The sequence below is a fragment of the Streptomyces sp. NPDC034049 genome (genome assembly GCF_055575575.1).
The window spans coordinates 549,143-576,091 of sequence record NZ_JBVISJ010000005.1 but is presented as its reverse complement, the minus strand read 5'-3'; the positions used below and the strand labels follow the sequence as shown (position 1 = coordinate 576,091).

Below are 26,949 nucleotides of genomic sequence, written 5' to 3'. Positions count from 1 at the left end.
GGAACAACACCCATAACTCGTCTGGCACCAACCGCTCAACCAGATCCGCCATGCACGGTTCAACGAATGATCAGGCCATAAGAAACGGTGTCTAAGTCGCAGGTCGCAGCGTTGATCGACTACATGGCCACAGGTCAGGGACCCGGCCCTTCACTTCTTCGGCTACTGATCGCGGTCGTTGAAGCTTGACTCGTCCATTGGGACCCCCGACCTCGACTGTTGTCTGTGCTGCCGCTTCAACACCACGGCAGATCAGCGGAATAGGCAGGCATGACGCCCTCTACAACCACGGTGATCGTAAATCTCACCGACCACCCCAGTGGCGATCCTGAAACGTCCTGGATCATTGCACTTGACTCACTCGCCGTTTCGGTCGAGGACGTTATGAGCGAACTGGAAAGGCTCACGTGGCTGGCCGGGGCGGAATATCCGGCCATGAGCAGCCTGCAAAGTCGGCAAGGCGCCTACAACTGGGGAGCCTCGTCCTCGTTCGCTGAGTTCGTGCTGAGCATTGCCTCTGGAGGCATGGGCGGGTTGAGCGCCATGGCGGTCGACGCCGCCGTTAGAGACGTATTCAGAAAGCTTCGTGAGCGAGCCAACGGCGACGACTGGGGCAACGTCATCTCCGAAGAGGACGCCTCTCAGGTAGCTAAGTCGAGGATCGCGACTCAGTACGGCGTGCCCTCTGAGGAGCTGACTGTACAGAGAGCGGAGACAGACGCTACGACCCGCGCACACGAGTTCCTGTTCCGGCACGCCGATGGGCGAACCTTCGGAGCCGTCGTCAGGATCGTCAAGGACTCACCAACCTGCATGCGCATCTGGCGGGAGATAGCCCCCAGCGAGGAGTGAATCGGGAGTGCAAGCGAGTCGGTGGGATTGCGCTAGCGGCCACACGACCGCATAGGGCTCTGCCACACAATGGGTCGTCGGCTGAGGCTGAGGGTGAGGGTGAGACGGACCGCGACGAAGGTGCCGACCGTCAGTCGAACGAAGCCCCACACCCAGCGAAGCTGGGCCGTCCCTGGGCCGTCCGAGGACGCTCAACAGTGGCCAACAACGACCACCAGGCGCACGAGCCCACCGCCCCTGACCAGCAAAAACCCAGCTCACCAAGATCCCCGGCAAGACCCAGGGCAAGAAGAAGTAAGCGGTACTGATCAAGCCCCATGCCTGCGGGTTCTCCGCTGGTAGGGGGCTTGCTCGGTGGCCCTGGGCCGTCAGCCGGTTGATCGAGGCACTCAGTCTCAGTACTTCAGGAAGTCCGGCTCCGGCTGCTCTCTCGTCTCTGCCCTGGCCCCCGCATCGCGGAGGGCCGAGACGGCTGCCGCCGCGTCCTCCTCCGGTACGCAGGTGAGAACCACGGCGGGAACCTGCGTCGCCAGAACCTTGCTGCGCCAGAGGCTCAGCCCCGTCAGCCGACGCACGACCTGGACGACGTCCATCACGCGGACGCCGGGATCGGTGAGCACCACGTCATGGGGCACGTCGTCGCACACCAGCAAGAAGTACTCGTCCGCCATGGCCCTCCCGCCCCTCGCCGGTTCGGAGCGTACGAGCCCTCAGCCGTCTCGTCGCATGGTTTTGGTGGCGCCGAAGAAAGCGGCCACGGCTTTACGGGTCCGCTCCTGGCTGGAGGGCTGAGATGCGTGTACACGCGGACCGTCAGACCCGGATACGAGTGATCGAGGTACTCCGCGAGAGCCTTGACGTTCTCCTCGGCGTCCAGGAGCACTGAGGCGTAGAAGTGGTTGCCGCTTGGCCTGTCGGCGAACACCAGCTGATGGCTGGCGCCGGTACCCGCGGCCCGCTTCCTGGCCCCGCCCCGCGTCGCATGGCGACGACCTTCGCCCCTGGCCTGCCACGGCTCGGCCAGCTCTTCGACCAGGATCGCAAGCTGAGACCGAGAGAGCCCCCGTGAACAGCCGATGCGCCAGCACTGCCCGATTGCCCGTGATCGCCACAGCGGGATCATGCCATCCACCTGGCGCGACACCTCACCCGCTATCACGTACCAACTCGTAAAGCGGGTGTCGCAGGTTCGAATCCTGCCGGGGCACCAGCGCAGAAGGGGGCCACCTCCGAAATCTCGGAGGTGGCCCCCTTCTGGCATCCAGATCATGCCCCTAACGGGTCGGCAGGGGTGCGACCGGGCGGACCGCAGTGAAGTCCTGGGACTCGTCGCGGGTGGCGGAGAGCAACAGCAGCCACTCGTCGCAGCCCTGCCACGGAGAGAGGTCGCCGCCACCTCCTCGCACCACGCGCGGTCCGTCGCCGGTACGGGGGCGTGCGTCCGCCGGCGCATCCGTGAAGTGCGGGATCCACACATCGGCGCAGATCTCGTTCGCCGACCCCATCGCCGCCAAGCCGAAGGCGTTCTCAGCCGCGGCTGTGCGCTCCTCGTCGGCGAAGTCGTCCAGCACATGGTCCTCGTCCGGCTTTCCGTCCCCTCGGAAGGTCAGTGTGGTTGTCCCTGCCCGGGCCGCGTACTCCCACTCCGCCTCGCTGGGCAGCCGGAAGGGCAACGCCCCGAGCAGGTCGTCCAAGTCGTCCTCGAAGCGGGCCGTGCTTGCATCCGAGTCGGCGAAGCTGTCCTCGTACTCGGGCAGCCAGTGCCGCGCTTGCGCCACCGTCAGCGGATGGCGGGCGATCAAGAACGGCTCGACCCGTACTTCTCGTACCGGCCGGGCATGGACAGCACCGGCGAAGAACGCTTCGAGGTCGTCATCGGCGCCGTCGGACCGCTCAATGGCGCGAACCGCGTCCAGTTCCGCGTCGGACAGACCCATCAGGAACGTCCCACCGGGGACAGCCCGGAAGACCACTCCGGAAGGGGTGTGCCGCCATGCCGCTCGACCGGCCACTATCTCGTGAGCCCACATGGTGCCGGACGCTAGCAGCCGGGCATCCCGGGCGAGGGCAGAGGTCCGGGAAGGGAATGTGGAGTCAGCTGATCACCTCCTGGACGCCGCAGCTCCGCACCACTACCGCACCAGATCGAGCGGGGAACAGCGGAGAACCACGGTGAAAGCCGACAGCACCCGCGAGCGTGCAGGTCAGCCATCAACGCAGGTCATCGCCCCGATTCAGCCTCGAAGGATCGCAGCTTCCCAAGCTGAGGGCTCGGCCGCATGGCGCCTGAGTCCATAGAGTCCCCCCGGAGGAGGGGAAGATGTCGTCTCTAGCGATCACATGGACGTTGGGCAGCCACGGATGGGCGAGCGTCAAAGTTGCTGATGATCACGGGGAGGCAGAGGTCATTGCTTCCTACATCACTGACGCGCCCGAGGAGTTCCTGCACGCCGTTGCCCAGCTCGTCCTCGGTGACGAGGACACACGCGCCGAGTTCGAAGGAGAGCCACAGGTGTACCGCTGGTCCTTCCACAGAGATGGATCTGCGGTTGATGCCCGCCTGGTTGGGGCCGACGACGCCCAAGCTCCGGACAGCTCAGGGGTAGTTCTTTGGTCAGGCCGCCACACCGTCACGGCACTCGCACGGTCGACCGTCCGTGCCTTCGACCGGATCGACTACGAGCAGGGCGTAGAAGCCTACGAGTCGCAATGGGGCCGGCCGTTTCCCCGAACCGAACTCGAAGCTCTGCGAACCGCAATGCGGTCGCACCAGAGAGCCACAGCAACCAAGGACACTGCGTCCCAGGTGGGCCGATGAGCGGAAGTCTGGGCCGTCCCTGGGCCGTCCGAGGCCGCTCACCAGTGGCCAAGGATGACCAACGACGATCACCAGGCGCGTGAGCCCACGACCCCTGACCAGCAAAAACCCAGCTCACCATGATCCCAGGAAAGACCCAGGGCCAGAAGAAGTCAGCAGAGCCGAACAGGCCCCCGGCCCCGGCTCGTCCGGGGCGGTTTCTAGGGGGCCTTTTGTGGAGTGCGTTGGCTAGGTGTTGTTCACGCCGCGCCGTTGATCTCGGGGGCGACGAAGCGGCGGTGGAGGGGGCTGAAGGTGGTGTGGGGGGTGCCTGTCAGGCCCGTTTTCTCGATCACGGGGGCCAGGCGTTCGGCGAAGAACGTCTCGAACGCCTGTTGGGACTCCCACACGTCGATGACGTGGAGCCCCTGGTCGTCGAACCAGGCCACGTGGATCTGACCTCCGGCCGCCGGTACCCCCTCCCAGTCGACCGCGTCTCGCACGGTGTCGTACTGCTCCGGAGTCACCTCGGGCCAGTGCATCGACATCACTACTGGCATGTCTGGCATATCTGGCATGTGCAGAACCCCCTTGCTCCCGCGGATTGCGGCAAGGGGATGCTTCCATCCGGTGAGCGTCACCGGGCAGGGCGTGCGGAGGTGGTGAAGCGGCTGATCGCGCTGGCCCAGCGCTCGCGCGCGCTGGTTGCGCCGGCCCGGCCGCGCCGCACGTGACCAGTGCGGCTAGATCATCAGCGGTACCGGGTGGATCTCGTCCGCCTTGTGGCCCGCGCGTTCGTGGATGCGCTGGACCGCGTCGGCGGAGGGGGCCTCGGAGAGGCAGTAGACGGTGCCGGACGCGGGGTCGGCCCAGGCGCGTTCGAAGTGGACGTTCTCGTCCTTCTCGATGTCGAGGTCCGCCTTGTGCGCGGCACGCAGCTGGTCCTCCGTGATGCCCGTCATGTTGTGGTGGACGTCCATGAACTTGGTCATGACCCGCACCTCCTTCGTCCTCGCCCCCGTTTTTCCTTGTCCCGTCCCGTCCCGTCCCGTCCCCTTCCCTCCCCTCCCCTTCCTCCCCTCCTCATGCTGCGCCCGTACGGCCGTTCGGGCGACTCCGCGGCGTGCGAAGGGGGCCCGTCACGAGCGACAGGCCCCCATCTCCCGCGGACGAGAAGAGCCGCCGCGGCTGGTCTGCTGTTCGGCAGGCCGGCTGGTCGGTGTCAGCCGCACTGGCACGGGTTGCCGGACTGGCATCCGCACCCGCATCCGGAGCCGCAGCCGCAGGCGCCGAAGAGGGGCAAGGGCTTGCGGGCGACGGGTTGATGAGTGTCCCGGACCTGTGTCGGGTCCGGCGTGCTGGGGCTGGTGGGGGATTCGGCCATGGTCCCTCCTCGAAGGGATGGAAGGCGAAGCGCGGACGCGAGCACAGAAACGCAGTACGAACGTGCAGTACCGACGCGTAGTACGGACAGGCAGCACTGACAGCGGTACGGACACGCAGCGCCGAAGGCGGCTGCGGGGTCTGTGTCCGTTGATTGCCCCATTTCACGCCCGTTCAGCCGGGCGCATCAACGGCGCATGGAGGCGTTCACACGCCCCGCCCGGCCTTCGAGCGCCGGAGCCCAGCAACCCGAGCCCGAGCCCCGCGCGCACCCAGCCTCCCTGAGCCCAGCCACCCTGACCCCTGAGCCTGAAAGGCCCCCTGGACCCCTACGCCCGCCACACGCCCCTACGCTCCTTGCACTCTCTACGCCCCCTCCACCCCCGTAACCGGCTGCACCGGCTGGATGTCCGCCTGGAGTTCGTCCGCGTGTTCGCCCGTCACCAGGTACACCACGCGCTTCGCGACCGACACCGCGTGGTCCGCGAAGCGCTCGTAGTAGCGGCCGAGGAGGGTGACGTCGACGGCGGTCTCGATGCCGTGCTTCCAGCGGTCGTCCATGAGGTGCTGGAAGAGCGTGCGGTGGAGCAGGTCCATCGCGTCGTCGTCGCTCTCCAGCTGGAGCGCCAGGTCGACGTCCTTGGTGATGATGACCTCGGCGGCCTTGGCCATCAGGCGCTGCGCGAGCTGGCCCATCTCCAGGATCGTGGCGTGCAGGTCGCGCGGGACCGCGCGCTCGGGGAAGCGCAGCCGGGTCAGCTTGGCCACGTGCTGGGCGAGGTCGCCCGAGCGCTCCAGGTCGGCCGACATGCGCAGCGACGTCACGACGATGCGGAGATCCGTCGCCACCGGCTGCTGCCGGGCCAGCAGGGCTATCGCGCGGGCCTCCAGGTCGTGCTGGAGGTCGTCGACCTTCTTGTCGGCCTCGATCACGCTCTCGGCCAGCTTCAGGTCGGCGTCGAGCATCGCCGTCGTGGCGCGACCGATCGCCGACCCCACCAGTCGGGCCATCTCGACCAGGCCCTCACCGATCGAGTCAAGTTCCTCGTGGTACGCGTCCCGCATCAGGGTGTCCCTCTCTTACGTACGTCTGCTCGTGGGTGACCGGAAAAGCCGTTCCGGAAGCCGTTCCGCCGGGCCGGGCCAGGACGGCCGTACCCCGACCACCGTGTGGAACGGCGACGGCGAACGGTGACCGGGGGCCCCGGACGATTCCCACGCTCCCACGTTCCGGCCCTTACGCGTCCGTTTCCGCCACCCCAAATGAACCAATACTGGCTCCAAGGTGAACTCTGGGCGACGAGTGTTCGAGGTCGCCCTCCGATCGCTGTGGGGATGCCCGACCTCGTGCCTAACCTGGATGCATGGACGTGAACGCGGCGGTCGCCGCAGCGGCAGCGATCGCCGGAGTGCTTACCGGTGTCATCGCGATGCTGGCGTTCCGCTTCAGCGAGCGCGAGCAGAAGCGTCCCACCAGAACCTCCCTGCACACCGACCCCGTGCTCCCGCCCGGCGTCGACACCGTGCTGTCCGTGCTCCGCTCGTCCGCCGTCGTCCTCGACGAGGCGGACGCCGTCGTCAAGGCCAGCTCCGCCGCGTACGCCCTCGGGCTCGTGCGGGGCGGCAAGCTCTCCATCGAGCCGATGCTCAAGATGGCCCGCGACACCCGCCGCGACGGCGAGATACGACAGGTCGAGCTGGACCTGCCCCGGCGCGGCACGGGACGCGGCGAGGCGCTCGCCGTCTCCGCGCGCGTCGCGCCGCTCGGCTCCCGGCTCGTGCTGCTTCTGGTCGAGGACCTCACCGAGGCCCGCCGGATAGAGGCCGTGCGACGGGATTTCGTCGCCAACGTCAGCCATGAGCTGAAGACGCCCGTCGGCGCCCTCTCCCTCCTCTCCGAGGCGGTCATGGGCGCCTCGGACGACCCGGAGGCGGTGGAACGGTTCGCCGGGCGCATGCAGATCGAGGCCACCCGGCTCACCAACCTCGTGCAGGAGCTGATCGACCTCTCCCGGGTGCAGAACGACGACCCGCTGGAGGACGCCGAGCCGGTACGGGTGGACGAGCTGGTCGCCGAGGCCGTCGACCGCTGTCGTCACCAGGCCGGCACCAAACAGATCACCATGGCCGCCGGAGGCACCGCCGAGCTGCGTGTCTGGGGCAACCGCGGTCAGCTGGCCGCCGCCCTCGGCAACCTCGTGGAGAACGCCGTCAACTACTCCCCGGCCCGCACCCGCGTCGGCATAGCCGCACGCCGGGTGACCGCCCCCGGCGGGGACCATATCGAGATCGCCGTGACCGACCAGGGCATCGGCATCTCGGACAAGGACAAGGAGCGCATCTTCGAGCGCTTCTACCGCGTGGACCCGGCCCGCTCCCGCCAGACCGGCGGTACGGGACTCGGCCTCGCGATCGTCAAGCACGTGGCCGCCTCGCACGGCGGGGAAGTCACGGTGTGGAGCTCGGAGGGACAGGGCTCCACGTTCACGCTCAGGCTGCCGGAGGCGGGCGCGTCCCGTGACCGCGTGGCCCAGCACCCGGACCTCGACGACGAGGACGGACAGCCTCACACCGCCAGATCCCCGTACGAACCGTACGGACCGCTTCCCGCCCCGGAGGTCCTTCCGTGACCCGAGTGCTCGTCGTCGAGGACGAGGAGTCCTTCTCCGACGCCCTGTCCTACATGCTCCGCAAGGAGGGCTTCGAGGTCGCCATCGCGACCACCGGGCCCGACGGCCTCGACGAGTTCGACCGCAACGGAGCCGACCTCGTCCTGCTCGACCTGATGCTGCCCGGTCTGCCGGGCACCGAGGTCTGCCGTCAGCTGCGCGGCCGTTCCAATGTCCCGGTGATCATGGTGACCGCCAAGGACAGCGAGATCGACAAGGTCGTGGGCCTGGAAATAGGAGCCGACGACTATGTCACCAAGCCCTTCTCCTCCCGCGAGCTCGTCGCCCGTATCCGGGCCGTACTGCGCCGCCGCGGCGAGCCCGAGGAGGTCACCCCCGCCGCGCTGGAGGCGGGGCCCGTCCGGATGGACGTCGACCGCCACGTCGTCACCGTCTCCGGCTCCAAGGTCGACCTCCCCCTCAAGGAGTTCGACCTGCTCGAAATGCTGCTGCGGAACGCGGGCCGCGTCCTGACCCGTATGCAGCTCATCGACCGCGTCTGGGGCGCCGACTACGTCGGTGACACCAAGACCCTCGACGTCCACGTCAAGCGCCTCCGCGCCAAGATCGAGCCGGACCCGGGAGCGCCTCGGTATCTGGTGACGGTGCGGGGACTGGGCTACAAGTTTGAGCCGTAGGCCCTACGGCCGCACACCCGCCGTACGCCGAAGGGCGGCACCCCTCCCGGGGATGCCGCCCTTCGGCGTACAGGGTCGGGTCTCGACGGACCCGGGGGTCTCGGCGGGCCTCAGTGGCCCGTGGTCTCCCCGGCGGCCGAGGACGACGGCGAGGCCGTGGAGCCGGCGGCGGTGCCCTCCTCCTCGGTGGCCGTCGCGTCGGCGGACGGCGAGCCCGTGCCGTCGGGGGAGGCGGAGCCGTCGGCCTCCTCGGACGGGGAGGCGCTGGCGGCGGGGGCCTCGGGGATGTCGGACGGGCCCCACTTCTCGAAGTAGTGCTCGGCGGGGACCACGAAGGCGCGCAGGGAGACCTTGCCGGTCTCGCTGAACTCGAAGGTGACCTGCTGGGCGTTGCCGTCCTTGACCGCGTCGGTGACCTCGGACAGGAGCGCGGAGGCGTTCCCGGTGCCGCCGAGGACCACGGAGCCGCCGGCCGGGACGACGACCTTGCCGCCCTTGCCCTTGCCCTTGGCGGGCGTGAGCTCGACGGTGCCGCCGCCCTCGACGGTGACGGAGTCGAGGGTCTGGTCGGTCGTGGCGGCGTTGAAGAGCGTCGCGGAGACCACGGCGGGGCCCTTGGTCTCGGTGCCGGGCTGGGTGACCACGATCGCGTTCTGGATCTTGATGTCGCCGACGCTGGTGGCCGCGTTGTCCGGCTTGATCTCCAGCGTCTGGGCGTTGTTGCCGGCGGCGCACGCGGCGAGTGAGGCGATCGAGAACGCGATGGCGGCGGCGGCGAGGGCGCCGCGTCGAAGGCTGCTGCTCACGGCGGCGGCAACTCCTAGAACGTGGGCGGTACGTGGTCTGTAGCGGCCTTAGGTTACCGAGCCGTCCCGTCGCCGCCGCACCCGACCCTCCCCAAGTCCCCGACATGTCACCGGAAGCAATTGACGGACAGGTCACACCCGCCCCCGGTCGGCATTCGCAAAACCGTCGTCGATCTCGTCGTGGCCGCGTCCTGGATTTCCGGTAAGGAATGCGCTCCTCCGCGAAAAATCGATCAACTGCCAGAACGCCGCAGGAACAGCGCCAGAACACGATCCGGTAACGGCGGAACAGAGGCCCTGGATCGAACTCCTTGATCAATTCCGGATTCGTCTCGTACCCGACTCCACGCACCGAACGGAGTAGCGGAAGTCGCACACTTGGAGTCGGACAAAGCGGGACGTTAGGATGCGCCCCGCGCCCTCCGGATGCGTGTAACGTACGCGTTTCACTCCGCCCGGAGAGCGGCTCCCACCTGCGGATACCCTCTTCCGTTCGGGCCCCGCAGCACGTTCCTGTTGCAGTTGTCAAGCCCCGAGATATGCCCTGACCTGCGAAAACGCCATTCAGAACCCGCCGTATCCGTGTTACCCTGGATAGCCACGGAAGGGGTACCTGTCACATGACGTTCAAGGTTGGCGACACCGTGGTCTATCCCCATCACGGGGCCGCGCTGATCGAGGCCATCGAAACTCGCCAGATCAAAGGCGTGGACAAGACCTACTTGGTGCTCAAGGTCGCTCAGGGCGACCTGACTGTGCGTGTGCCAGCGGACAATGCGGAGTTCGTCGGCGTACGTGATGTGGTCGGGCAGGACGGCCTGGACCGGGTCTTCGAGGTGCTGCGCGCGCCGTATGCCGAGGAGCCCACGAACTGGTCGCGTCGCTACAAGGCAAATCTGGAGAAGCTCGCCTCCGGCGATGTCATCAAGGTCGCGGAAGTCGTGCGTGACCTGTGGCGTCGTGAGCGCGAGCGCGGACTGTCCGCCGGTGAGAAGCGCATGCTCGCCAAGGCCCGCCAGATCCTGGTGAGCGAGCTCGCCCTCGCGGAGAACACCAACGAGGACAAGGCCGAGGCCCTGCTCGACGAGGTCCTCGCGTCCTGAAACTGACTGCAACTTCGAACTGACCTACGGCAGGCAGCCAGCCCGCACGGCCTTCAGTTCAGCCGTTCAGCGCAGCAGCACATCGAAATGCCGCGGTGCCCGATGACGCATGATGTCGCCGGGCGCTGCGGCATGTTCGTACCCGGGATGCCGAACGCCTGAAGGGGTCCCTGATACTCGGCGATACTTGGCGTGCCCCGGTGCTCATGAGTACGCGGTACTCGTACTAGGCGTGCCGGGCCCGGGCAGCTGGCTCGACCAGATGTCACGGAAGGGTCCGGTCAAGGCGTCGCGCCCGGCACGCTGTGGCCATACCCACGTAGGCCGAGCACACAAACCTGACAGGAACCGATGTCTGACGATTCGCGCCCATCCCCTTCCGGAACCGGTACGGCGACCCGCACGGCGGCCGTGATCCCGGCCGCCGGCCGGGGCGTACGCCTCGGTCCGGGCGCCCCCAAGGCGCTACGCGCGCTGAACGGCACCCCGATGCTGATCCACGCGGTGCGGGCCATGGCCGCGTCCCGTGCCGTCTCCCTGGTGATCGTGGTGGCGCCGCCCGACGGCGCCCCCGAGGTCAAGAGCCTTCTCGACGCGCACGCGCTGCCCGAGCGGACCGACTTCCTCGTCGTGCCCGGGGGTGAGTCGCGCCAGGAGTCGGTGAAGCAGGGCCTGGACGCGCTGCCGCCCGGCTACGACATCGTCCTCGTCCACGACGCGGCCCGCCCGCTGGTGCCCGTCGACACGGTCGACGCGGTCATCGAGGCCGTACGGGACGGGGCGCCGGCCGTGGTGCCCGCGCTGCCGCTCGCCGACACGGTCAAGGAGGTCGAGCCGGTGGACGCGCCGGGGGCGCCGGAACCGGTCGTCGCCACGCCGGAGCGGGCGCGGCTGCGGGCCGTGCAGACACCGCAGGGCTTCGACCGGGAGACCCTGGTGCGGGCGCACGAGACGGTCACCGGGGAGGTGACCGACGACGCGAGCATGGTCGAGCGCCTCGGGCTCGGGGTCGTGGTCGTGCCCGGGCACGAGGAGGCGTTCAAGGTGACGCGACCGCTGGACCTGGTGCTCGCGGAGGCGGTTCTGGCGCGCAGGAGGCTGAACGATGGGTTCTGAGACGACACCGGGGGCGCTGCCGGGGTCCCTGCCGGGTTCCGTGGTGTTGCCGCAGGTCGGGATCGGTACCGACATCCACGCCTTCGAGGAGGGGCGGGAGCTGTGGTGCGCCGGGCTGAAGTGGGAGGGGGAGGGGCCGGGGCTGGCCGGGCACTCCGACGCGGACGTCGTCGCGCACGCGGCCTGCAACGCGCTGTTCTCCGCGGCCGGGATGGGGGATCTCGGGCAGCACTTCGGGACGGGGCGGCCGGAGTGGGCCGGGGCGTCGGGGGTGACGTTGCTGGCGGAGGCCGCGCGGATCGTGCGGGCCGGGGGGTTCGTCATCGGGAACGTGGCGGTGCAGGTGGTGGGTGCCCGGCCGAAGATCGGGAAGCGGCGGGACGAGGCGCAGAAGGTGTTGTCCGAGGTGGTGGGGGCGCCGGTGTCGGTCTCGGGTGCGACGACTGACGGGCTGGGGTTTCCGGGGCGGGGTGAGGGGTTGATGGCGGTCGCCACCGCGCTGGTCGCTCGGGTGGGGTGAGCGCGTCGTCGGGTGCGGGACGGTGGGGGCTTCTCGCGCGGTTCCCTCGTCCTTGCGGGGCGCGGGTTCGGGCGCGGGTTCTCCCGAACGTCACGAAACCGTGGTCCTTGGGGTGATCGGGGCGGGACACGCGTCGGGGCCTACTACTCTTGAGGCGTGACTATTCGCCTGTACGACACCAGCGCCCGGCAGATCCGTGACTTCGCCCCGCTCACGCCGGGTTGTGTCTCGATCTACCTGTGTGGCGCCACGGTGCAGGCGGCCCCGCACATCGGGCACATCCGGTCGGGGCTCAACTTCGACATCATGCGCCGGTGGTTCGAGTACCGCGGGTACGACGTGACGTTCATCAGGAACGTCACGGACATCGACGACAAGATCATCACGAAGGCGGCCGACCAGGGCCGCCCGTGGTGGTCCATCGGGTACGAGAACGAGCGCGCCTTCAACCACGGGTACAGCGTGCTCGGTTGCCTGCCGCCGACCTACGAGCCGCGTGCCACCGGGCACGTGACCGAGATGGTCGAGATGATGCGCGGGCTGATCGAGCGCGGACACGCCTACGAGGCCGACGGCAACGTCTACTTCGACGTGCGGTCCTTCCCGGGGTACCTCCAGTTGTCCAACCAGGAGCTGGACAACCTGCTCCAGCCCTCGGGCGAGGGCGAGACCGGCAAGCGCGACCCGCGCGACTTCGCCATGTGGAAGTCGGCGAAGCCGGGGGAGCCGACCTGGGAGACGCCCTGGGGCAGGGGGCGGCCGGGGTGGCACCTGGAGTGCTCCGCCATGGCCCACAAGTACCTGGGCAGCGCCTTCGACATCCACGGCGGCGGCCTCGACCTGATCTTCCCGCACCACGAGAACGAGATCGCGCAGGCCAAGGCCTTCGGCGACGAGTTCGCGAAGTACTGGGTGCACAACGCCTGGGTCACCATGAGCGGCGAGAAGATGTCGAAGTCGCTGGGCAACAGCGTCCTCGTCTCCGAGATGGTCAAGCACTGGCGGCCCATCGTCCTCCGGTACTACCTGGGCACCCCGCACTACCGGTCGATGATCGAGTACAGCGAGGACGCCCTGCGCGAGGCCGAGTCGGCGTTCGCCCGGATCGAGGGGTTCGTCCAGCGGGTCGTCGAGAAGGCCGGCGGGATCGTCGAGCCCGCGGCCGAGGTGCCGCCGGCGTTCGCCGAGGCCATGGACGACGACCTGGGCGTGCCACAGGCGCTCGCCGTCGTGCACACCACGGTCCGGCAGGGCAACAGCGCGCTGGCCGCCGACGACAAGGAAGAGGCCGTGGCACGGCTCGCCGAGGTGCGGGCCATGCTCGCAGTCCTGGGTCTCGACCCGCTGGACGCGCACTGGGCCGGTGACGGCGCCGACCGGGGCGAGGACCTCCACGGGGTCGTCGACACCCTCGTCGGGCTGGTCCTCCAGCAGCGGGAGGCGGCGCGCGCCCGCAAGGACTGGGCCACCGCCGACGCCATCCGCGACCAGCTCAACCAGTCCGGTCTGGTCATCGAGGACAGCCCGGACGGCCCCCGCTGGACGCTCGGCCCGCGCTGAGCCGGACGTCCGGTCAACCTTGATCGATTGTGCCGCCCGGGCTTCCGGGCGGCACACTGCATTGAGCACACACGAATACGTACGCACGAATACGTACACACGATGTTGTACACACGATGTTGTACACAGGCACGCATCTCAGGAGACGGGTAGGTCATGGCCGCTAACAACCGCCGCATGTCCGGCAAGAAGGGCGCGCAGGTCGGCAGTGGCGGCCAGCGGCGCAAGGGGCTCGAGGGCAGGGGCCCGACGCCGCCCGCCGAGATGCGCAAGAAGCACAAGGCGAACCGCATCGCCAACGCCAAGGCGAAGCAGGCCGCCCGCCGTCCCACGCCGCGGGGGCGGGGCGGCAAGGGCACGTCCGAGATGGTCGTGGGCCGCAACCCCGTCGTCGAGGCGCTGCGCGAGGGCGTGCCCGCCTCGACGCTCTACGTCCAGCAGTTCATCGACAACGACGAGCGGGTGCGCGAGGCGCTCCAGCTCGCCGCCGAGCGCGGTGGCATCAACCTCATGGAGGCGCCCCGCCCCGAGCTGGACCGCATGACCAACGGCCTCAACCACCAGGGGCTCGTCCTCCAGGTCCCGCCGTACGAGTACGCGCACCCGGAGGACCTGGTGGCCGCCGCGTACGACGAGGGTGAGGACCCGCTGATCGTCGCCCTCGACGGGGTGACCGACCCGCGCAACCTCGGTGCCGTCGTCCGGTCCGTCTCCGCGTTCGGCGGGCACGGGGTCGTCGTGCCCGAGCGGCGCGCGGCCGGCATGACCGCCGGTGCGTGGAAGACATCCGCCGGTACGGCCGCCCGTACGCCCGTCGCGCGCGCCACCAACCTCACGCGCGCGCTGGAGGCCTACAAGAAGGCCGGTGTCGTCGTGGTCGGCCTCGCCGCCGACGGCGAGGCCGAGGTGGGCGAGTTGGCGGCCCTGGAGGGTCCCGTCGTGATCGTGGTCGGCAGCGAGGGCAAGGGTCTGTCCCGCCTCGTCGGCGAGACCTGTGACTTCCGGGTGCGGATCCCGATGCCGGGTGGCGCCGAGTCGTTGAACGCCGGTGTGGCGGCGGGAGTTGTGCTGTACGAGGCGGCGCGCCGCAGGGCCTGAGAAGGGCTGTGACCGGGGGTTCTGGTCGTTCTGGATCACCTTGACGGGGTCCGGACAGATCGGGGCGGTCAAAGCAGTGTCCTAACGACACGTCACTCGGTTAGATGAGTGTGGACACCAGAACACCCCGCACACCCACGGGGGACCGTTCGTCGGGCTTCGACTCGGGATTCGACGACGCTCCCGCGCTGAGCATGGTGAAGGTGCCGAGCGATCCGGCGCAGGTCATCGTCAACCACGCGAGCTTCCGCGTGCAGTTGGGCGCCTCCACGCGGGCGTCCCCGCGCATCGCACGGCACCTGAGCGCCACCGAGGACACCACGCGCATCCCCGTCGTGGGCATGGCGGGGCGCTCCGGCGCGCCCGCCGCCGGGCGTCGGCGCGCGCCGGTCGTCTGGAGCGGGAAGTCCGCGCCCGACGACACCGGGGCCCACCGGCTCCTCCAGGCGGTGCGCGGCGCGGGCGTCGGCCTCCCCGACCCGCTGGGCGACACGGGATCGACCCAGGTCATCCCCCGCGTCGACGGCACGGGTGGCGGTGGCTACGACGCCGGCGGCGGGCGCTACGACGCCGAAAACGGGCGGTACGGCGCCGGCTTGACCGTCGAGACGGTGGAGACACCCATCGTCGGCAGCCAGCGCACGCACGGCGACCACGTCGGCGGTGACGGCACCCGGCTGCTCCCCACCATGCGCACGGTCGACAGCGCCTACGACGAACCCCGCTACGACCCGGCAGGCCCCGGCCAAGGCGCCTACGGGGACGACGACTTCACGGACCCGTACGACGACCGGGCCCACGGCGAGGAGGGGCGCGGCGGACGCCGGACCGGCAACGAGCCCGTCCGGCACGCCTATTACCCCGGCCGCCGCATGAACCTCGGGGTGGTGCTGCTGCCGCTGCGGGTCTTCCTCGGCTTCATCTCCATCTACGCCGGTATGGGCAAGCTCTGCGACCCGCACTACTTCGACGGCGGCAAGCGCGGCTCCATGGTCAAGTGGCTGAACACGCTGCACCCGTGGGAAGTCGCGGAGCCGTTGCGGCAGTTCGCCCTCGAACACCCGGTGGGCTCGGGGCTCGTCATCGCCTTCGCCCAGGTCATCGTCGGTGTGCTGACCGTCTTCGGTCTGTGGCAGCGGGTCGCCGCCGGTGTCGGGGCGCTGCTGTCGGCCGCGCTGCTCGTGACCGTCAGCTGGAAGACCGTCCCCGTCTACGAGACGCCCGACATCATCTATCTCGCCGCCTGGTCCCCGCTGATCATCGCGGGCGCGCCGGTGTACTCGATCGACGGGCGGCTCGCGGGCGGTGCCTGGCGCACGCTCGGGCCGCGCGCCGACATCTGGGAGCTGCGGCGGTACGTACTGCGCCGGGGCGCGCTCGTGACCGCGATCGTCGTCGGGCTGACCCTGCTCGTCGGGTCCGTGCTCGGCGGGGCCGTGCGGGACGCCGACCGGATCGTCGTTCCCGGTCCCGGGGAGGCGCCGCGCAACGAGCTGCCGGGGTCGCCGCTGCCGGGTGAGCCGAGTGCGCGGCGCGAGAACAGCCCGTCCGCGTCCGACACGCCCACCGCGGGCGCGACGTCGGCTTCGCCTTCGGGGGCTGCGACCACGCCGGGGGCCACGCGGTCCACCGGGGCGGTGACCGGGGGGCAGCCGAGCCAGACGCAGGGGACGATCGGGCAGGCGCCGCCGCAGCAGTCGGCGCCGGTGGAGCAGGCGCCGAGCACGACGGCGGGGCCCACTTCCAGTGGGGGCGCTTCCAGCGGGGCGACCGGTGGGGCGACGTCCTCCGGGGGGTCCACCGGGGGGAGCTCTTCCGGTGGGCAGCCTGGGCTGGTCGGAGGGCTGCTCGGGTAGGTCGTTCAGTTCGTCCGGCTGCGTCTACGTGACGATGGGCCCCGCGTGATTCTTCGCGCGGGGCCCATCGGTGTGCGAGAGAGGCGCCTGGGAGCTCGGGGGAGCGGGTTTCGTCGGCGGCCGCGGGTGCGTGGGGCTTCTCGCGCAGTTCCCCGCGCCCCTATGAGAGCCGTGGCTTCGAAAGGCGCCCTAGGGGGTGTTTCGAACGTCCCGCCCAGCACCCACGGCGCCCGGCACGCCCTCTCGCCGCACCGGCCAAAAGCCCAAGTACGTCCAGTACGAGGGCTTTCGTCCGGCACGCCGAGAGCACGCACCGGACACCGCGGGCACCGCACAGGACTTTCGAAACACCCCCTAGCGGCTCAGGGCGGCCAGTTCCTTCGCTGCCTCTGTCAGGTCCTTCGCCGTGTCGATGGCGCGCCAGTAGGCGCCCTGGGGGATGGGGAAGCCCGCGAGGCGGCGTTCCCGGGCGAGGCGGGGGAAGGTGGTGCGCTCGTGGTCGCCGCGGGCCGGGAGGAGGTCGGTGAACTCCGGGGAGAACACGTAGACGCCGGCGTTGATCTCGTACGTGGTGGGCGGGGCCTCGATGAAGTCCGTGACGCGGCCGAAGCCGTCCGTCTTCACGGCGCCCCAGGGGATGCGCGGACGGGCCAGGGCGAGGGTGGCGACGGCGTCGCGCTCGGTGTGGAAGTCCGCCATGTCGCGGAGCGAGAAACGGGTCCAGATGTCGCCGTTGGTGGCGTACCAGGGCTGGTCGGGGTGCGGGAGGTGGGCGGCGGCGTACTTGAGGCCTCCGCCTCGGCCCAGGGGCTCCGTCTCGACGACCGTGGTGACGCGGACCGGGAGGTCGGCGGAGTCCAGCCACTTCTGCAGGACGTCGGCGAGATGGCCGCAGGAGACGACCACGTCGGTCACGCCCTCCTCGGCGAGCCAGGTGAGCTGATGGCCGATGATCGGCGTGCCCGTACCGGGGATCTCGACCATGGGCTTAGGCCGGTCGTCGGTGTACGGACGCAGCCGTGAGCCCTGGCCACCGGCGAGGACGACGGCTTGAACGGGGCGCGACGCGGCGTTCGGATCGGTCATGACCCGAACTGTACGTGGCGCCCCGTTCGCGGGAGCACGGCCCTGTGATCGGCGCGGGAGAGGGTGTCACCGGGGTGGGGTGCCCCGGTGGGCCGCCGGGGTGGTCAGGCGAACTGGGCGGCCACCCCGGTCGCGTAGGAGGTGTCGCAGACGGGGCGGGCGAAGCTCTGGGCCCGGGTGGGACCGTAGGCGCGGACGGCGGCACGGCCGAGGGCGCGGGCGATGGAGGTGCAGTGCTTGGCCAGCGACGGGCGCTCGTTCACCGCCTCCTGGAGGTGGGTGAGGGCGACTCCGGGGTCCTCGTCCTGGAGCTCCAGCAGGAGTTTGTCCTGGAGCACCTCGTGCGGGGCGCGGGACTTGGCGCGCTCGGCGGCGTCCAGCTCGGCCACGTCGGAGGCGGCGAGGACCGATTGGTCGGGGTCCGTGGTGGTCCATTGGACCCGGGTGACCGCGAGGGTGCCGGAGAGGACCAGGACGACGGGCAGGACCAGGGCCAGGGAACGGCCGATCCGGCGGGCGGGGCCGCGGCCGCGCCGCGTCCGTGGGGTGTAGGTGTGGGTGTGCTTCACGCGAGTGAGGGTAGCGCGGGGTAGTGATATGGCGACATTGGGTCACCGGTATGGGGGACGCCGGAGCGCCGTTGTTCGGAGGGCAGGTTGACGCACACTGGTCGAAATGAGCCTATTTGCCGGGGAAGTTGGCGCCAAGGAAAAAGGCCCCGCAGAGGTTTGCGGGGCCTTCTTCGTCAACCTGGGTGATTTATCCCGGGCCGGTGGTTTCGTGAAGGGTCGCGCCCACCGGCGTCGGGGAGTCAGTCGGTGAGGCGCTCGCCCGTCGAGGTCGAGAACACGTGGGTCTCGCCCGGACGCGGGACGACGTGCAGCGTCGCGCCCTTCTCGGGCACCTGGCGGCCGTTGACGCGGACCACGAGGTCCTTGGTCCCGCCGCCGACCTCGGCGGTGCCGTAGACGTAACCGTCGGCGCCGAGCTCCTCGACGACGTTGACGGTGACGGCGAGGCCGGCCGGGGCGTCGGCGGTGTCCTTCGAGAGGGTGGAGGCGACGGTGCCGTTGTGCTCCACGATGTCGAAGTGCTCCGGGCGGACACCGACGGTGACCGTGGTGTCACCCTTGTCGGAGGCGGCCTTCAGGGCGTCACGGTTGACCGGGACGACGCTGTTGCCGAACTTCACGCCGCCGTCGGTGATCGGGACCTCGACCAGGTTCATGGCCGGGGAGCCGATGAAGCCGGCGACGAAGAGGTTGGCCGGGCGGTCGTACATGTTGCGCGGGGTGTCGACCTGCTGGAGCAGACCGTCCTTGAGGACCGCCACGCGGTCGCCCATCGTCATGGCCTCGACCTGGTCGTGGGTGACGTAGACGGTGGTGATGCCGAGGCGGCGCTGGAGCGACGCGATCTGCGTACGGGTCGAGACGCGGAGCTTGGCGTCGAGGTTCGACAGCGGCTCGTCCATGAGGAAGACCTGGGGCTCACGCACGATGGCGCGACCCATGGCGACACGCTGGCGCTGACCACCGGAGAGGGCCTTCGGCTTGCGGTCCAGGTACTCGGTGAGGTCGAGGATCTTCGCGGCCTCCTCGACCTTCTGCCGGATCTCCGCCTTGTTGACGCCGGCGATCTTGAGCGCGAAGCCCATGTTGTCGGCGACGGTCATGTGCGGGTAGAGCGCGTAGTTCTGGAACACCATGGCGATGTCCCGGTCCTTCGGCGGCAGGTGCGTGACGTCGCGGTCACCGATGCGGATGGCGCCGCCGTTCACGTCCTCGAGCCCCGCGAGCATGCGGAGCGAGGTGGACTTGCCGCAACCGGACGGGCCGACCAGTACGAGGAACTCGCCGTCCTCGATCTCGATCTCGAGCGCGTCCACGGCGGGCTTGGTGGAACCCGGGTAGATGCGGGTCGCCTTGTCGAACGAAACTGTGGCCATGGGTCGTAGGCCCCCTTCACCGGCAGGAACGTGCCGGACGATCCGTTGTAAAGGTGGTGATCCACCACGGCCGGGCCATGGTGGTGTAGTCCACGGGAGTGGATTGGGTCAGGACGGTACCTCCCGTTCACCGCGTCTGTCAGTACTTGGACCCCTGTGAACTTCGCGGAAATTTTCGACGAGCACGGTCTGTGACGTGGGTACACTGCACGGGCGCCCCCACGCGGGGCCACGCCTCCTTAGCTCAGCTGGCCAGAGCAACGCACTTGTAATGCGTAGGTCGTCGGTTCGAATCCGACAGGGGGCTCTTGTGTGGAACCCCAGGTCGGGATGTTGCTGACCTGGGGTTTTTGTGTGGGGTGGAAGTGGAGGGTGGGAATCCCTGGTTTGCCCCTTTCTGTCGTACAACCCTCCGGGGTGTCGGGTCGTCTCCTTCTGCGTCAGCGGTGTCGGGGTTGGAGAGACGCAGGGGGACGTGATGCGACGAATCGGAGTGGTGGCGGCGGTGCTGGTGCTGGCGGGGGCCACCTTGGGGGCGGCCGCGGGTACCGCGGGGGCTGCGGGGGAGGCCTCGAAGGTGGCGGCTGCCTGCCCGACCGGGTGGGGGAGTGGGGCCAAGGGCGGCGCCGCGCAGGGGGCCGATCACCTGGTGGACATCAGGGCCGGGCGGCACGAGTGCTACGACCGGATGGTGTTCGACGTGCCCGGTGGGGGCGCGGTCGGGTACCACGTGCAGTACGTGGACCGGTTCCAGGCGGATCCCTCGGGTGAGTATCTACCGGTGGCCGGCGGGGCGATCCTCGACATTCGGATCGGTGCGTGGAGTTATGACCTGGAGGCCGGGGAGCCGACCTACGCCGGGGAGTACGGGAAGGCCCTGCCCGGGGTGAACCTCGCTGGCTACAGCACCTTCCGGGACGCCAAGTTCGGCGGCACCTTCGAGGGGCAGAGCCAGGTCGGGCTCGGTGTCCGTGCCCGGTTGCCGTTCCGGGTGATCCAGCTGCCGGACCGTGTCGTGGTGGACGTCGCCCACACCTGGTGATCCCGGCCGGGCCCGGTCAGCGGAGCAGACGGCCGAGTTCCAGGTCGTCCGGGTCCAGGGAGCGGTTCTCCTCCACTTCCCACAGGGCGTTCTGGAGGAGGCGGGCGAGGGTCCAGGCCCTCGCCCGTTCGCGGTTCAGGCCCAGGACGTCGGTCATGGCGTCGAAGCGCCAGGGGACGTCGGACGGGTCGAAGCGGTTGTCGAGGGCCGGCCAGAGGTCGAAGGCGGGGTCGCCGGCCAGGGGCTTGGGGTCGATGGCGAGCCAGGGGGACCGGTCGGCGCCCAGGACGTTGTCGAAGTGCAGGTCCCAGTGGAGGAGGCGGTCGCCGGGCTCGTGCACGACCTCGCGGAGCGCCGCCGCGCAGTCCGCCAGCAGACGGCGGGAGGGCGTGTCAGGGATGCGGGCCAGGACGGCGGGGGTGCGCTCCAGCATGTCCGCCGCGATGTCGGAGAGGCGGCGCACGGTCGGTGGGGCCGGGGTGGCGGTGAGGTGGGCCAGGAGGTGGGCGATGACCAGGACGGCCTGGTGGGTGTCCGGCTCGTGGCTGAGCATGCGGGCCGGGTCGAGGCGTTCGAGGAGCATGGTGCCCGTGGTGGGGTCGTGGTCCAGGAGTCGTACCGCCCCGTCGCCGTTCCAGTGGCGCAGGGCGACCGGCTCGCCCTCGGTCTCGTCGTCGGGGATCTGGAGCTTGAGGACCGCCGGGGTGTCCTCGGCCCTACCCACCACCGGGACGACCAGGGCGCACATGCCGTGCATGGGGCGGCCGTCGAGGCGTAGGTCCCAGCGGTCCAGGAAGTCGGCGGTCAGGCGTGGGAGGTCCGCGATGAATCTGCGGCCCGCTTCTCCGTTGATCTCTTCCTGAGTCTCGGCCAGTTCCTCCGGAACATCGATCACGCGGGGGACCCTACGCGCGCGCTCGCCCGGAGTCCTTTGGATTTCCGGGCCGCAGGCGTCCGTGCGCCACGGAATCCGTAGGAGACAGGGGCTGTCGGCAAGGGTTAGCGTCCGGGCATGAGCAGCTCGGACGCGATCGCGGGTGCCGTCAACGGCGGGGTCTCCTTCTGGTACGCGCAGGCCGGGCTCCCCGTGCCGCGGGAGCCGCTGGCCGGGGACGCGGCTGTCGACGTGGTGGTCGTGGGGGGTGGGTACACCGGGTTGTGGACCGCCTACTACCTGAAGAAGGCCGACCCTTCGCTTCGGATCACCGTCCTGGAGCAGAAGTTCTGCGGGTACGGGGCCTCGGGGCGCAACGGCGGCTGGCTCTACAACGGGATCGCGGGGCGGGACCGGTACGCGCGGCTGCACGGCCGGGAGGCCGCCGTGCGGTTGCAGCGGGCCATGAACGAGACCGTCGACGAGGTCGTGCGGGTGGCGGGGGAGGAGGGTGTCGAGGCGGACATCCACCGCGGTGGCGTCCTCGAAGTCGCCTGTACGCCCGCGCAGTTGGGGCGGCTGAAGGCCTTTCACGAGCATGAGCTGGCGTACGGGGAGCACGACCGCGAGCTGTACGGCGCCCGGGAGACGGCCGAGCTGATCAGGGTCGCCGACGCCGTGGGGTCGACGTGGACGCCGCACGGGGCGCGGCTGAACCCGGTGAAGCTGGTGACCGGGCTGGCGGCCGTCGTGGAGGGGCTGGGGGTGACCGTGCACGAGCTGACGCCGGTCACCGAGATCCAGCCGGGGCGGGCGGTCACGCCGTACGGCACGGTCCGGGCGCCGTATGTGCTGCGCTGCACGGAGGGCTTCACGGCGAACCTCAGGGGGCAGCGGCGGACCTGGCTTCCGATGAACTCGTCGATGATCGCCACCGAGCCGCTGACGGCCGAGCAGTGGGCGACGATCGGCTGGGAGGGCCGCGCGACGCTCGGCGACATGGCGCACGCCTATATGTACGCCCAGCGCACCGCCGACGACCGGATCGCGCTCGGCGGTCGCGGGGTGCCGTACCGCTTCGGGTCGCGGACCGACAACGACGGGCGGACGCAGCCGGCGACGATCGAGGCGCTGTACGAGATCCTCGTGCGGTTCTTCCCCCCGCTGACCGGGGTGAAGGTCGACCACGCCTGGTCGGGGGTGCTGGGGGTGCCGCGTGACTGGTGCGCGACGGTGACGCTGGACCGGGCCACGGGTCTGGGCTGGGCGGGCGGTTACGTCGGGTCCGGGGTGGCCACGACCAACCTCGCCGGCCGCACCCTGCGTGACCTCGTCCTGCGGGACTCCGGGCAGGGTGGGACCGGCGATCTGACCTCGCTGCCGTGGGTGAACCACCGAGTGCGCAAGTGGGAGCCGGAGCCGTTGCGTTGGGTGGGTGTGCAGGGGATGTATGCGACGTATCGCACCGCGGATCGGCGCGAGGCGGCCTCGAACAGCGGGGAGTCGTCGCGGTTGGCGCGGCTCGCCGATCGGGTGGCGGGGCGGCACTGACGACGGCGACACCGTGGTGGCCCCTGCCGGGATGGGCGGGGGCCACCTGTCGTCGGTCGTCGGCCGGCGGTGCTGGGCTCAGGCAGCGGTGCGGTTCGGGGCCTTCGCCGTGATCAGCGTGGCGGCGGTGGTGGCCGCGAGGAGGAGGATGCCGGCGGCCCACCAGAGTGCGACGGTGTAGCCGTGGACGACGCTCTCGTGGACGGCGGCCGTGGTGTGGCCGTGGGTGGCGAGATAGGCCGCGCCGGTGCTGGTGGCGATGGTGTTCAGTAGGGCCGTGCCGAGCGAACCGCCCACCTGCTGGGCGGTGTTGACCGTCGCGGAGGTGACGCCCGCGTCCTGCGGGGCGACCCCGGCGGTGGCGGTGGAGAAGACCGGCATGAAGGTCATGCCCATGCCGAGGCCCATCAGGACCAGCGCGGGGAGGACCCCGGTGACGTACGACGAGTCGACCGTGAGCCGGGTCAGGATCAGCATGCCGGTCCCGGCCAGCAGCGTGCCGGGGACCATCAGCCGCCGGGGCGGGACCCGCTGCATCAGCCGGGCCGAGATCTGGGTCGAGCCCGTGATGATCGCGGCGGTGAGGGGGAGGAAGGCCAGCCCCGTGCGCACGGGGGAGTAGGCGAGGACGACCTGGAGGTAGTAGGTCATGAACAGGAACATCCCGAACATGCCGACGGTCGCCAGGGAGATCGTCAGGAAGCAGCCAGCCCGGTCGCGGTCGCGGACGATGTGCAGCGGGAGCAGGGGGTGCCGGGCCGTCCGCTGTCGCAGGACGAAGCCGGTGAGCAGGGCGACGCCCGCCGCGATGAGGGCCAGGACGCGGGTGTCCGTCCAGCCGCGGGGTTCGGCCTCGCCGAAGCCGTGGACGAGGGCGACGAGGCCGGCTGAGCCGAGGAGGGCACCGGGTACGTCGAGGCGGGCGCCGGTGCGGTCCGGGCGGTCGCGGAGCAGGACGGTCGCGCCGACGAGGGCGACGACGGCGATGGGCACGTTGACGTACAGGCACCAGCGCCAGTCCAGGTACTCGGTGAGCAGCCCGCCGGAGATCAGGCCGATCGCCGAACCGCCGCCCGCGATGGCCCCGTAGATGCCGAACGCCTTTCCGCGTTCCGCCGGGTCCGCGAAGGTGGTGGTGAGGAGGCTGAGCGCGGAGGGGGCGAGGACGGCGGCGAAGGCGCCCTGGAGGGCGCGGGCCGCGAACAGCGTCCCGGAGGTGCCGGCCGCGCCGCCGAGCGCCGAGGCCGCGGCGAAGCCGACCAGTCCGACGACGAAGGCCCGCTTGCGTCCGACCAGGTCCGAGACGCGGCCGCCGAGCAGCAGCAGTCCGCCGAGGGCGAGGGTGTACGACGTGATCACCCACTGCCGGTCACCGTCGGACATCCCCAGGTCCCGCTGCGCCGACGGCAGCGCGATGTTCACGATCGTCGCGTCCAGGATCACCATCAGCTGGGCGAGCGCGATGACGACGAGGGCCCACCAGCGGCGGGGGTCGGGGGTGTCGGGGACGTCGGGGGTGTCCGGCGTGGGGGTGGTGGCCGGGGGTGTGCCGTGACCCTGGCTCCGGGGGGTGTCCCGGCCGGGGCGGGTCGTGGGGGCGGTCACGGCTCCAGCACCACCTTGCCGGTCGTGCCGCGGTCCTCCAGGGCGCGGTGGGCGGCGGCCGCCTCGGCGAGGGGGAAGCGGTGGACGGCCGGGGTGAGGCGCCCGGCGGCGGCCTCCGCGAGGGCGCGGAGTTCGAGGGTGCGGATGGGGTCGGGGCCGCCGGCCCGGCGGCGCATCTCCTCGCCGAGGACCGTCTCCGAGAGGCCCTCCACGACATAGGGGCCGCCGTCCTTGATGCCGTCCGCCGACCAGCCGAAGACCAGGTGCCTGCCGCCGGGGGCGAGCAGGGCGACGGACTCGCGCGCCACCGTGCCGCCGACCCCGTCGAAGACGATCGTGGCCTTCCCCCGGTACGCGGCGACCTTCTCCGGCCAGGCCGGGTCGGTGTAGTCGACGGCGAGGTCGGCGCCGTTCGCCGCCACCCGGGCCGTCTTCGCGGGGCCGCCGGCGAGGCCGATCACCGTGGCGCCCGCGTTCTTGGCGTACTGCACGAGGAGCGTGCCGATGCCGCCGGCCGCGGCCGGGACCACGACCACGTCGTCCGGGCCGAGTTCGGCGAAGAGCAGGATCCCCATCACCGTACGGCCCGTCCCGATCATCGCGACGGCCTGCGCGAAGTCGAGGTTCTCCGGGATTTCGTGCAGCCGTTCGACCTCGGTGACGGCCAGTTCGGCGTAACCGCCGGGCACGAAGCCGAGGTGGGCCGTGACGCGTCGGCCGAGCCAGGTCTCCGGGACGCCCTCCCCGAGCGCCTCGACGATCCCGGCGACCTCGCGGCCGGGGACGGTGGGCAGTTCCGGCGTCGGTCCCGGCCCCGGAACGCCCTCGCGGAGGGCCGCGTCGAGCAGGTGTACGCCGGCCGCGGCGACGGCGATACGCACCTGGCCGGGACCGGGCTCGGGGTCCGCGACCTTCTCGTACGTCAGGTTCTCGGCCGGACCGAAGGTGTGCAGACGGATGGCGTGCATGGAGGGCCCCCTGGAGCGATGTCGTTCACGCGTGGTGCGTGTGCGCCTGGTTTCGCTTGGCGGACCCCAGCCTCCGACCTCAAGCGTGCTTGAGGTCAAGGGTGTTCCTCGACTTCCTGCCCAGCGCCAGCGAGACGGCCGCGAGGGCGCTGTTGAACGACACCTCCGAGAGCACGCCCGGCGCCGCGACCTGGTCGCCGACGAGGTACACGCCGTCGCCCCGGTCCACCGCCGGGCGGTCGCGCCAGGTGGTGCCGACCGGATCGACGGCGCCGGTACGGCCGTGGGCGGTGGCCTCGCGCCGCCAGGTGACGCGGTCCCGCCAGCCGGGGAAGCCCAGGTCGAGCAGGTGTTCGGCGCGGGCGATGCCGTCCGCCCGCGACGCGTGCGGACCGATCGGGAACTGTCCCTGGAGCAACTGCTCGCCCGCCGGGGCCAGCGTGCGGTCCTGGGCCGTGAACCGCTCGATCCAGCCGGGCGCGTCCAGGTCGGAGACGGCGAACGCGTCGCCGCGGCGGGTGCGTACGGCGAGGTCGAGGAGGACGGTACGGCCGCTCGGCCAGGTCAGCGAGTCGTCCTTGAGCAGGCGGCGGGCGGCGTCCAGGGAGGTGGCGACGATGATCGGGCCGGTGCGGGGGCCTCGGGTGCCGGCGCGGCTGCCGGTGCCGGTGAGGGCGTCGAGGCTGTCGACGCGGCTGAGGGTCTCTATGCGGACGCCGAGGTTCCAGGCGCGGGCCGCCATACGGTCGATGACGCTCGCCCAGCCGCCGCGCGGGTAGTGCGCCTCCGGCGGCAGTTTCGTGGCCCGGCGCAGCCGTTCCTGTACGAACGCGGCGGACAGGGAGCCCGGGTCGTGGTGGAACAGCGCCACCGCCGCGTAGTTGGCCGCGGCGCGTGCGGCCTCCTCGCCGGCCTGCTCGGTCGCCCAGGTGAGGAAGTCGACGTCGACGGGCGCGGGGCGGGCCGTACGGCGCGGGCGGAGGAGCTTGAGCATCGCGAACGGCGGGGTCCGGCGCAGGGCGCCCCTGTGGTGCAGGCGCAACCGGGCGGTCTCCAGGGGCGGGAGGGGCGCGAGCGGTCCGATCAGGTCCCGCTGGGCCAGCCAGGTCCAGTGCGGGCCGCCGTTGTACAGGGCGTGCGGTCCCTCGTTCGTCCGGTACCGCCCCTCCGCGGTCCGGGCCCGGCCGCCGAGCGTGTGGTGCGCCTCGTGGACGGTGACCCTCGCGCCCGCCTCGGCGGCGGTGATGGCCGCGGTGAGGCCGGCGAAGCCGCCGCCGATGACGGTGACGGGGACGGGGGTGGGGGGTCGGGTGGCGTGCATGACTGGCTCCCTCGGGTCGGTGTCCGTCGGCCGGTTGTGCGGTGTGCCGTGTGCCGTGTGCGGTGCGTGGTTGTGCGGCTGTGCGGCTGTCCGCAGGTATGACGGAGGGAGGGCGCCGGGATGTGACATGGGGGTGCGGGGGTGGTGGGCGGGTGG

At 70.5% G+C, this 26,949-nt stretch carries 25 protein-coding genes, 1 tRNA gene and 2 pseudogenes; 13 read left to right on the top strand and 15 right to left on the bottom strand.

Annotation, left to right across the window (positions count from 1 at the left end; translation table 11 throughout):
• Positions 1–270 precede the first annotated feature (270 nt).
• The gene (locus ACZ52C_RS18760) at positions 271–852 is read left to right on the top strand and encodes a hypothetical protein (RefSeq protein WP_469075740.1); all 582 of its coding nucleotides are present in this window, start codon (positions 271–273) and stop codon (positions 850–852) included.
• A gap of 395 nt (positions 853–1,247) precedes the next feature.
• Here the strand turns inward: ACZ52C_RS18760 and ACZ52C_RS18755 are convergent, their stop codons facing one another.
• From ACZ52C_RS18755 to ACZ52C_RS18740, 4 genes and pseudogenes are all read right to left on the bottom strand, one after another.
• Positions 1,248–1,523 carry a ribosomal protein L7/L12 gene (locus ACZ52C_RS18755; RefSeq protein WP_469075739.1) on the bottom strand — a complete coding sequence of 92 codons (276 nt, stop codon included), beginning with the start codon at positions 1,521–1,523 and terminating at the stop codon, positions 1,248–1,250.
• Between the two features lie 39 nt (positions 1,524–1,562).
• Positions 1,563–1,750 (bottom strand): annotated as a pseudogene (locus tag ACZ52C_RS18750) (site-specific integrase); the annotation flags it as partial.
• A gap of 12 nt (positions 1,751–1,762) precedes the next feature.
• Positions 1,763–1,964: pseudogene (locus ACZ52C_RS18745) on the bottom strand (transposase family protein); the annotation flags it as partial.
• Between the two features lie 162 nt (positions 1,965–2,126).
• Positions 2,127–2,789, bottom strand: coding sequence for a formylglycine-generating enzyme family protein (locus ACZ52C_RS18740; protein WP_469075738.1), 663 nt, complete (start codon positions 2,787–2,789; stop codon positions 2,127–2,129).
• A gap of 383 nt (positions 2,790–3,172) precedes the next feature.
• Here ACZ52C_RS18740 and ACZ52C_RS18735 point away from each other — a divergent pair, with 383 nt between their 5' ends.
• A complete protein-coding gene (locus ACZ52C_RS18735) occupies positions 3,173–3,670 on the top strand; it encodes a hypothetical protein (RefSeq protein WP_469075737.1) in 498 nt (165 codons plus the stop codon).
• Between the two features lie 239 nt (positions 3,671–3,909).
• Here the strand turns inward: ACZ52C_RS18735 and ACZ52C_RS18730 are convergent, their stop codons facing one another.
• The 3 genes from ACZ52C_RS18730 to phoU all read right to left on the bottom strand — a co-directional run bounded on the left by ACZ52C_RS18730 (position 3,910) and on the right by phoU (position 6,097).
• Positions 3,910–4,197 carry a hypothetical protein gene (locus ACZ52C_RS18730; RefSeq protein WP_469075736.1) on the bottom strand — a complete coding sequence of 96 codons (288 nt, stop codon included), beginning with the start codon at positions 4,195–4,197 and terminating at the stop codon, positions 3,910–3,912.
• A gap of 195 nt (positions 4,198–4,392) precedes the next feature.
• Positions 4,393–4,641, bottom strand: coding sequence for an SCO4226 family nickel-binding protein (locus ACZ52C_RS18725; RefSeq protein ID WP_469075735.1), 249 nt, complete (start codon positions 4,639–4,641; stop codon positions 4,393–4,395).
• Positions 4,642–5,398: 757 nt separating this feature from the next.
• Entirely contained in the window at positions 5,399–6,097 is a 699-nt protein-coding gene (gene phoU, locus ACZ52C_RS18720) for a phosphate signaling complex protein PhoU (protein WP_469075734.1), read from the bottom strand.
• A gap of 299 nt (positions 6,098–6,396) precedes the next feature.
• On the opposite strand from phoU, the gene phoR reads away from it, so the two are divergent.
• Positions 6,397–7,662, top strand: coding sequence for a two-component system sensor histidine kinase PhoR (phoR, locus tag ACZ52C_RS18715; protein ID WP_469075733.1), 1,266 nt, complete (start codon positions 6,397–6,399; stop codon positions 7,660–7,662).
• Between the two features lie 5 nt (positions 7,663–7,667).
• Positions 7,668–8,339 carry a two-component system response regulator PhoP gene (gene phoP, locus ACZ52C_RS18710; RefSeq protein ID WP_469075782.1) on the top strand — a complete coding sequence of 224 codons (672 nt, stop codon included), beginning with the start codon at positions 7,668–7,670 and terminating at the stop codon, positions 8,337–8,339.
• 110 nt (positions 8,340–8,449) lie between these two features.
• Here the strand turns inward: phoP and ACZ52C_RS18705 are convergent, their stop codons facing one another.
• Positions 8,450–9,145, bottom strand: a complete 696-nt coding sequence (locus tag ACZ52C_RS18705) for a copper chaperone PCu(A)C domain-containing protein (RefSeq protein ID WP_469075732.1) — start codon at positions 9,143–9,145, stop codon at positions 8,450–8,452.
• Positions 9,146–9,765: 620 nt separating this feature from the next.
• On the opposite strand from ACZ52C_RS18705, the gene ACZ52C_RS18700 reads away from it, so the two are divergent.
• The 6 genes from ACZ52C_RS18700 to ACZ52C_RS18675 all read left to right on the top strand — a co-directional run bounded on the left by ACZ52C_RS18700 (position 9,766) and on the right by ACZ52C_RS18675 (position 16,398).
• The gene (locus tag ACZ52C_RS18700) at positions 9,766–10,248 is read left to right on the top strand and encodes a CarD family transcriptional regulator (RefSeq protein ID WP_003953493.1); all 483 of its coding nucleotides are present in this window, start codon (positions 9,766–9,768) and stop codon (positions 10,246–10,248) included.
• Positions 10,249–10,599: 351 nt separating this feature from the next.
• Positions 10,600–11,364, top strand: a complete 765-nt coding sequence (gene ispD, locus ACZ52C_RS18695; RefSeq protein WP_469075731.1) for a 2-C-methyl-D-erythritol 4-phosphate cytidylyltransferase — start codon at positions 10,600–10,602, stop codon at positions 11,362–11,364.
• Positions 11,354–11,884: a 2-C-methyl-D-erythritol 2,4-cyclodiphosphate synthase gene (ispF, locus tag ACZ52C_RS18690; RefSeq protein ID WP_045555980.1), complete on the top strand. Its 531-nt coding sequence runs from the start codon at positions 11,354–11,356 to the stop codon at positions 11,882–11,884. The genes ispD and ispF overlap by 11 nt, the downstream gene beginning before the upstream one ends.
• A gap of 156 nt (positions 11,885–12,040) precedes the next feature.
• Entirely contained in the window at positions 12,041–13,444 is a 1,404-nt protein-coding gene (gene cysS / locus ACZ52C_RS18685; RefSeq protein WP_469075730.1) for a cysteine--tRNA ligase, read from the top strand.
• Positions 13,445–13,600: 156 nt separating this feature from the next.
• Positions 13,601–14,542 carry a 23S rRNA (guanosine(2251)-2'-O)-methyltransferase RlmB gene (gene rlmB, locus ACZ52C_RS18680; RefSeq protein WP_086804407.1) on the top strand — a complete coding sequence of 314 codons (942 nt, stop codon included), beginning with the start codon at positions 13,601–13,603 and terminating at the stop codon, positions 14,540–14,542.
• A 110-nt stretch (positions 14,543–14,652) separates the two neighbouring features.
• Entirely contained in the window at positions 14,653–16,398 is a 1,746-nt protein-coding gene (locus ACZ52C_RS18675; RefSeq protein ID WP_469075781.1) for a DoxX family protein, read from the top strand.
• 354 nt (positions 16,399–16,752) lie between these two features.
• Here ACZ52C_RS18675 and ACZ52C_RS18670 read toward each other — a convergent pair whose 3' ends face one another.
• The 3 genes from ACZ52C_RS18670 to ACZ52C_RS18660 form a co-directional block, all read right to left on the bottom strand.
• Positions 16,753–17,484 (bottom strand): nucleotidyltransferase family protein, encoded by a 732-nt coding sequence (locus ACZ52C_RS18670; RefSeq protein WP_086804409.1) that lies wholly within the window; start codon positions 17,482–17,484, stop codon positions 16,753–16,755.
• Positions 17,485–17,588: 104 nt separating this feature from the next.
• Complete coding sequence (locus ACZ52C_RS18665; RefSeq protein ID WP_469075729.1) at positions 17,589–18,053, bottom strand: hypothetical protein; 465 nt, start codon at positions 18,051–18,053, stop codon at positions 17,589–17,591.
• Positions 18,054–18,295: 242 nt separating this feature from the next.
• The gene (locus tag ACZ52C_RS18660; protein ID WP_469075728.1) at positions 18,296–19,432 is read right to left on the bottom strand and encodes an ABC transporter ATP-binding protein; all 1,137 of its coding nucleotides are present in this window, start codon (positions 19,430–19,432) and stop codon (positions 18,296–18,298) included.
• Between the two features lie 233 nt (positions 19,433–19,665).
• Here ACZ52C_RS18660 and ACZ52C_RS18655 point away from each other — a divergent pair.
• Positions 19,666–19,739: transfer RNA gene (locus tag ACZ52C_RS18655), tRNA-Thr, on the top strand.
• A gap of 171 nt (positions 19,740–19,910) precedes the next feature.
• Positions 19,911–20,474 carry an AMIN-like domain-containing (lipo)protein gene (locus ACZ52C_RS18650; protein WP_469075727.1) on the top strand — a complete coding sequence of 188 codons (564 nt, stop codon included), beginning with the start codon at positions 19,911–19,913 and terminating at the stop codon, positions 20,472–20,474.
• 16 nt (positions 20,475–20,490) lie between these two features.
• On the opposite strand, the gene ACZ52C_RS18645 is transcribed toward ACZ52C_RS18650, so the two are convergent.
• Positions 20,491–21,369 carry an aminoglycoside phosphotransferase family protein gene (locus ACZ52C_RS18645; RefSeq protein WP_469075726.1) on the bottom strand — a complete coding sequence of 293 codons (879 nt, stop codon included), beginning with the start codon at positions 21,367–21,369 and terminating at the stop codon, positions 20,491–20,493.
• Between the two features lie 117 nt (positions 21,370–21,486).
• Between ACZ52C_RS18645 and ACZ52C_RS18640 the strand changes: the two genes are divergently transcribed.
• The gene (locus ACZ52C_RS18640; RefSeq protein WP_469075725.1) at positions 21,487–22,899 is read left to right on the top strand and encodes an NAD(P)/FAD-dependent oxidoreductase; all 1,413 of its coding nucleotides are present in this window, start codon (positions 21,487–21,489) and stop codon (positions 22,897–22,899) included.
• A gap of 78 nt (positions 22,900–22,977) precedes the next feature.
• On the opposite strand, the gene ACZ52C_RS18635 is transcribed toward ACZ52C_RS18640, so the two are convergent.
• The 3 genes from ACZ52C_RS18635 to ACZ52C_RS18625 form a co-directional block, all read right to left on the bottom strand.
• On the bottom strand, positions 22,978–24,345 hold the full coding sequence (locus tag ACZ52C_RS18635; RefSeq protein ID WP_469075780.1) for an MFS transporter: 1,368 nt from the start codon (positions 24,343–24,345) through the stop codon (positions 22,978–22,980).
• Between the two features lie 155 nt (positions 24,346–24,500).
• Positions 24,501–25,472 (bottom strand): zinc-binding dehydrogenase, encoded by a 972-nt coding sequence (locus ACZ52C_RS18630; RefSeq protein ID WP_469075724.1) that lies wholly within the window; start codon positions 25,470–25,472, stop codon positions 24,501–24,503.
• A gap of 79 nt (positions 25,473–25,551) precedes the next feature.
• Positions 25,552–26,793: an FAD-dependent oxidoreductase gene (locus ACZ52C_RS18625; protein ID WP_469075723.1), complete on the bottom strand. Its 1,242-nt coding sequence runs from the start codon at positions 26,791–26,793 to the stop codon at positions 25,552–25,554.
• Positions 26,794–26,949: the final 156 nt, after the last annotated feature.

What these genes read in the sequence shown, in the direction of transcription:
- ACZ52C_RS18760 (WP_469075740.1), top strand. Translation starts at nt 271, where the DNA reads ATGACGCCCTCTACAACCACGGTGATCGTAAATCTCACCGACCACCCC.
- ACZ52C_RS18755 (WP_469075739.1), bottom strand. Translation starts at nt 1,523, where the DNA reads ATGGCGGACGAGTACTTCTTGCTGGTGTGCGACGACGTGCCCCATGAC.
- ACZ52C_RS18740 (WP_469075738.1), bottom strand. Translation starts at nt 2,789, where the DNA reads ATGGGTCTGTCCGACGCGGAACTGGACGCGGTTCGCGCCATTGAGCGG.
- ACZ52C_RS18735 (WP_469075737.1), top strand. Translation starts at nt 3,173, where the DNA reads ATGTCGTCTCTAGCGATCACATGGACGTTGGGCAGCCACGGATGGGCG.
- ACZ52C_RS18730 (WP_469075736.1), bottom strand. Translation starts at nt 4,197, where the DNA reads ATGTCGATGCACTGGCCCGAGGTGACTCCGGAGCAGTACGACACCGTG.
- ACZ52C_RS18725 (WP_469075735.1), bottom strand. Translation starts at nt 4,641, where the DNA reads ATGACCAAGTTCATGGACGTCCACCACAACATGACGGGCATCACGGAG.
- phoU (WP_469075734.1), bottom strand. Translation starts at nt 6,097, where the DNA reads ATGCGGGACGCGTACCACGAGGAACTTGACTCGATCGGTGAGGGCCTG.
- phoR (WP_469075733.1), top strand. Translation starts at nt 6,397, where the DNA reads ATGGACGTGAACGCGGCGGTCGCCGCAGCGGCAGCGATCGCCGGAGTG.
- ACZ52C_RS18700 (WP_003953493.1), top strand. Translation starts at nt 9,766, where the DNA reads ATGACGTTCAAGGTTGGCGACACCGTGGTCTATCCCCATCACGGGGCC.
- ispD (WP_469075731.1), top strand. Translation starts at nt 10,600, where the DNA reads ATGTCTGACGATTCGCGCCCATCCCCTTCCGGAACCGGTACGGCGACC.
- ispF (WP_045555980.1), top strand. Translation starts at nt 11,354, where the DNA reads ATGGGTTCTGAGACGACACCGGGGGCGCTGCCGGGGTCCCTGCCGGGT.
- rlmB (WP_086804407.1), top strand. Translation starts at nt 13,601, where the DNA reads ATGGCCGCTAACAACCGCCGCATGTCCGGCAAGAAGGGCGCGCAGGTC.
- ACZ52C_RS18670 (WP_086804409.1), bottom strand. Translation starts at nt 17,484, where the DNA reads ATGACCGATCCGAACGCCGCGTCGCGCCCCGTTCAAGCCGTCGTCCTC.
- ACZ52C_RS18660 (WP_469075728.1), bottom strand. Translation starts at nt 19,432, where the DNA reads ATGGCCACAGTTTCGTTCGACAAGGCGACCCGCATCTACCCGGGTTCC.
- ACZ52C_RS18650 (WP_469075727.1), top strand. Translation starts at nt 19,911, where the DNA reads ATGCGACGAATCGGAGTGGTGGCGGCGGTGCTGGTGCTGGCGGGGGCC.
- ACZ52C_RS18640 (WP_469075725.1), top strand. Translation starts at nt 21,487, where the DNA reads ATGAGCAGCTCGGACGCGATCGCGGGTGCCGTCAACGGCGGGGTCTCC.
- ACZ52C_RS18635 (WP_469075780.1), bottom strand. Translation starts at nt 24,345, where the DNA reads ATGGTGATCCTGGACGCGACGATCGTGAACATCGCGCTGCCGTCGGCG.
- ACZ52C_RS18630 (WP_469075724.1), bottom strand. Translation starts at nt 25,472, where the DNA reads ATGCACGCCATCCGTCTGCACACCTTCGGTCCGGCCGAGAACCTGACG.
- ACZ52C_RS18625 (WP_469075723.1), bottom strand. Translation starts at nt 26,793, where the DNA reads ATGCACGCCACCCGACCCCCCACCCCCGTCCCCGTCACCGTCATCGGC.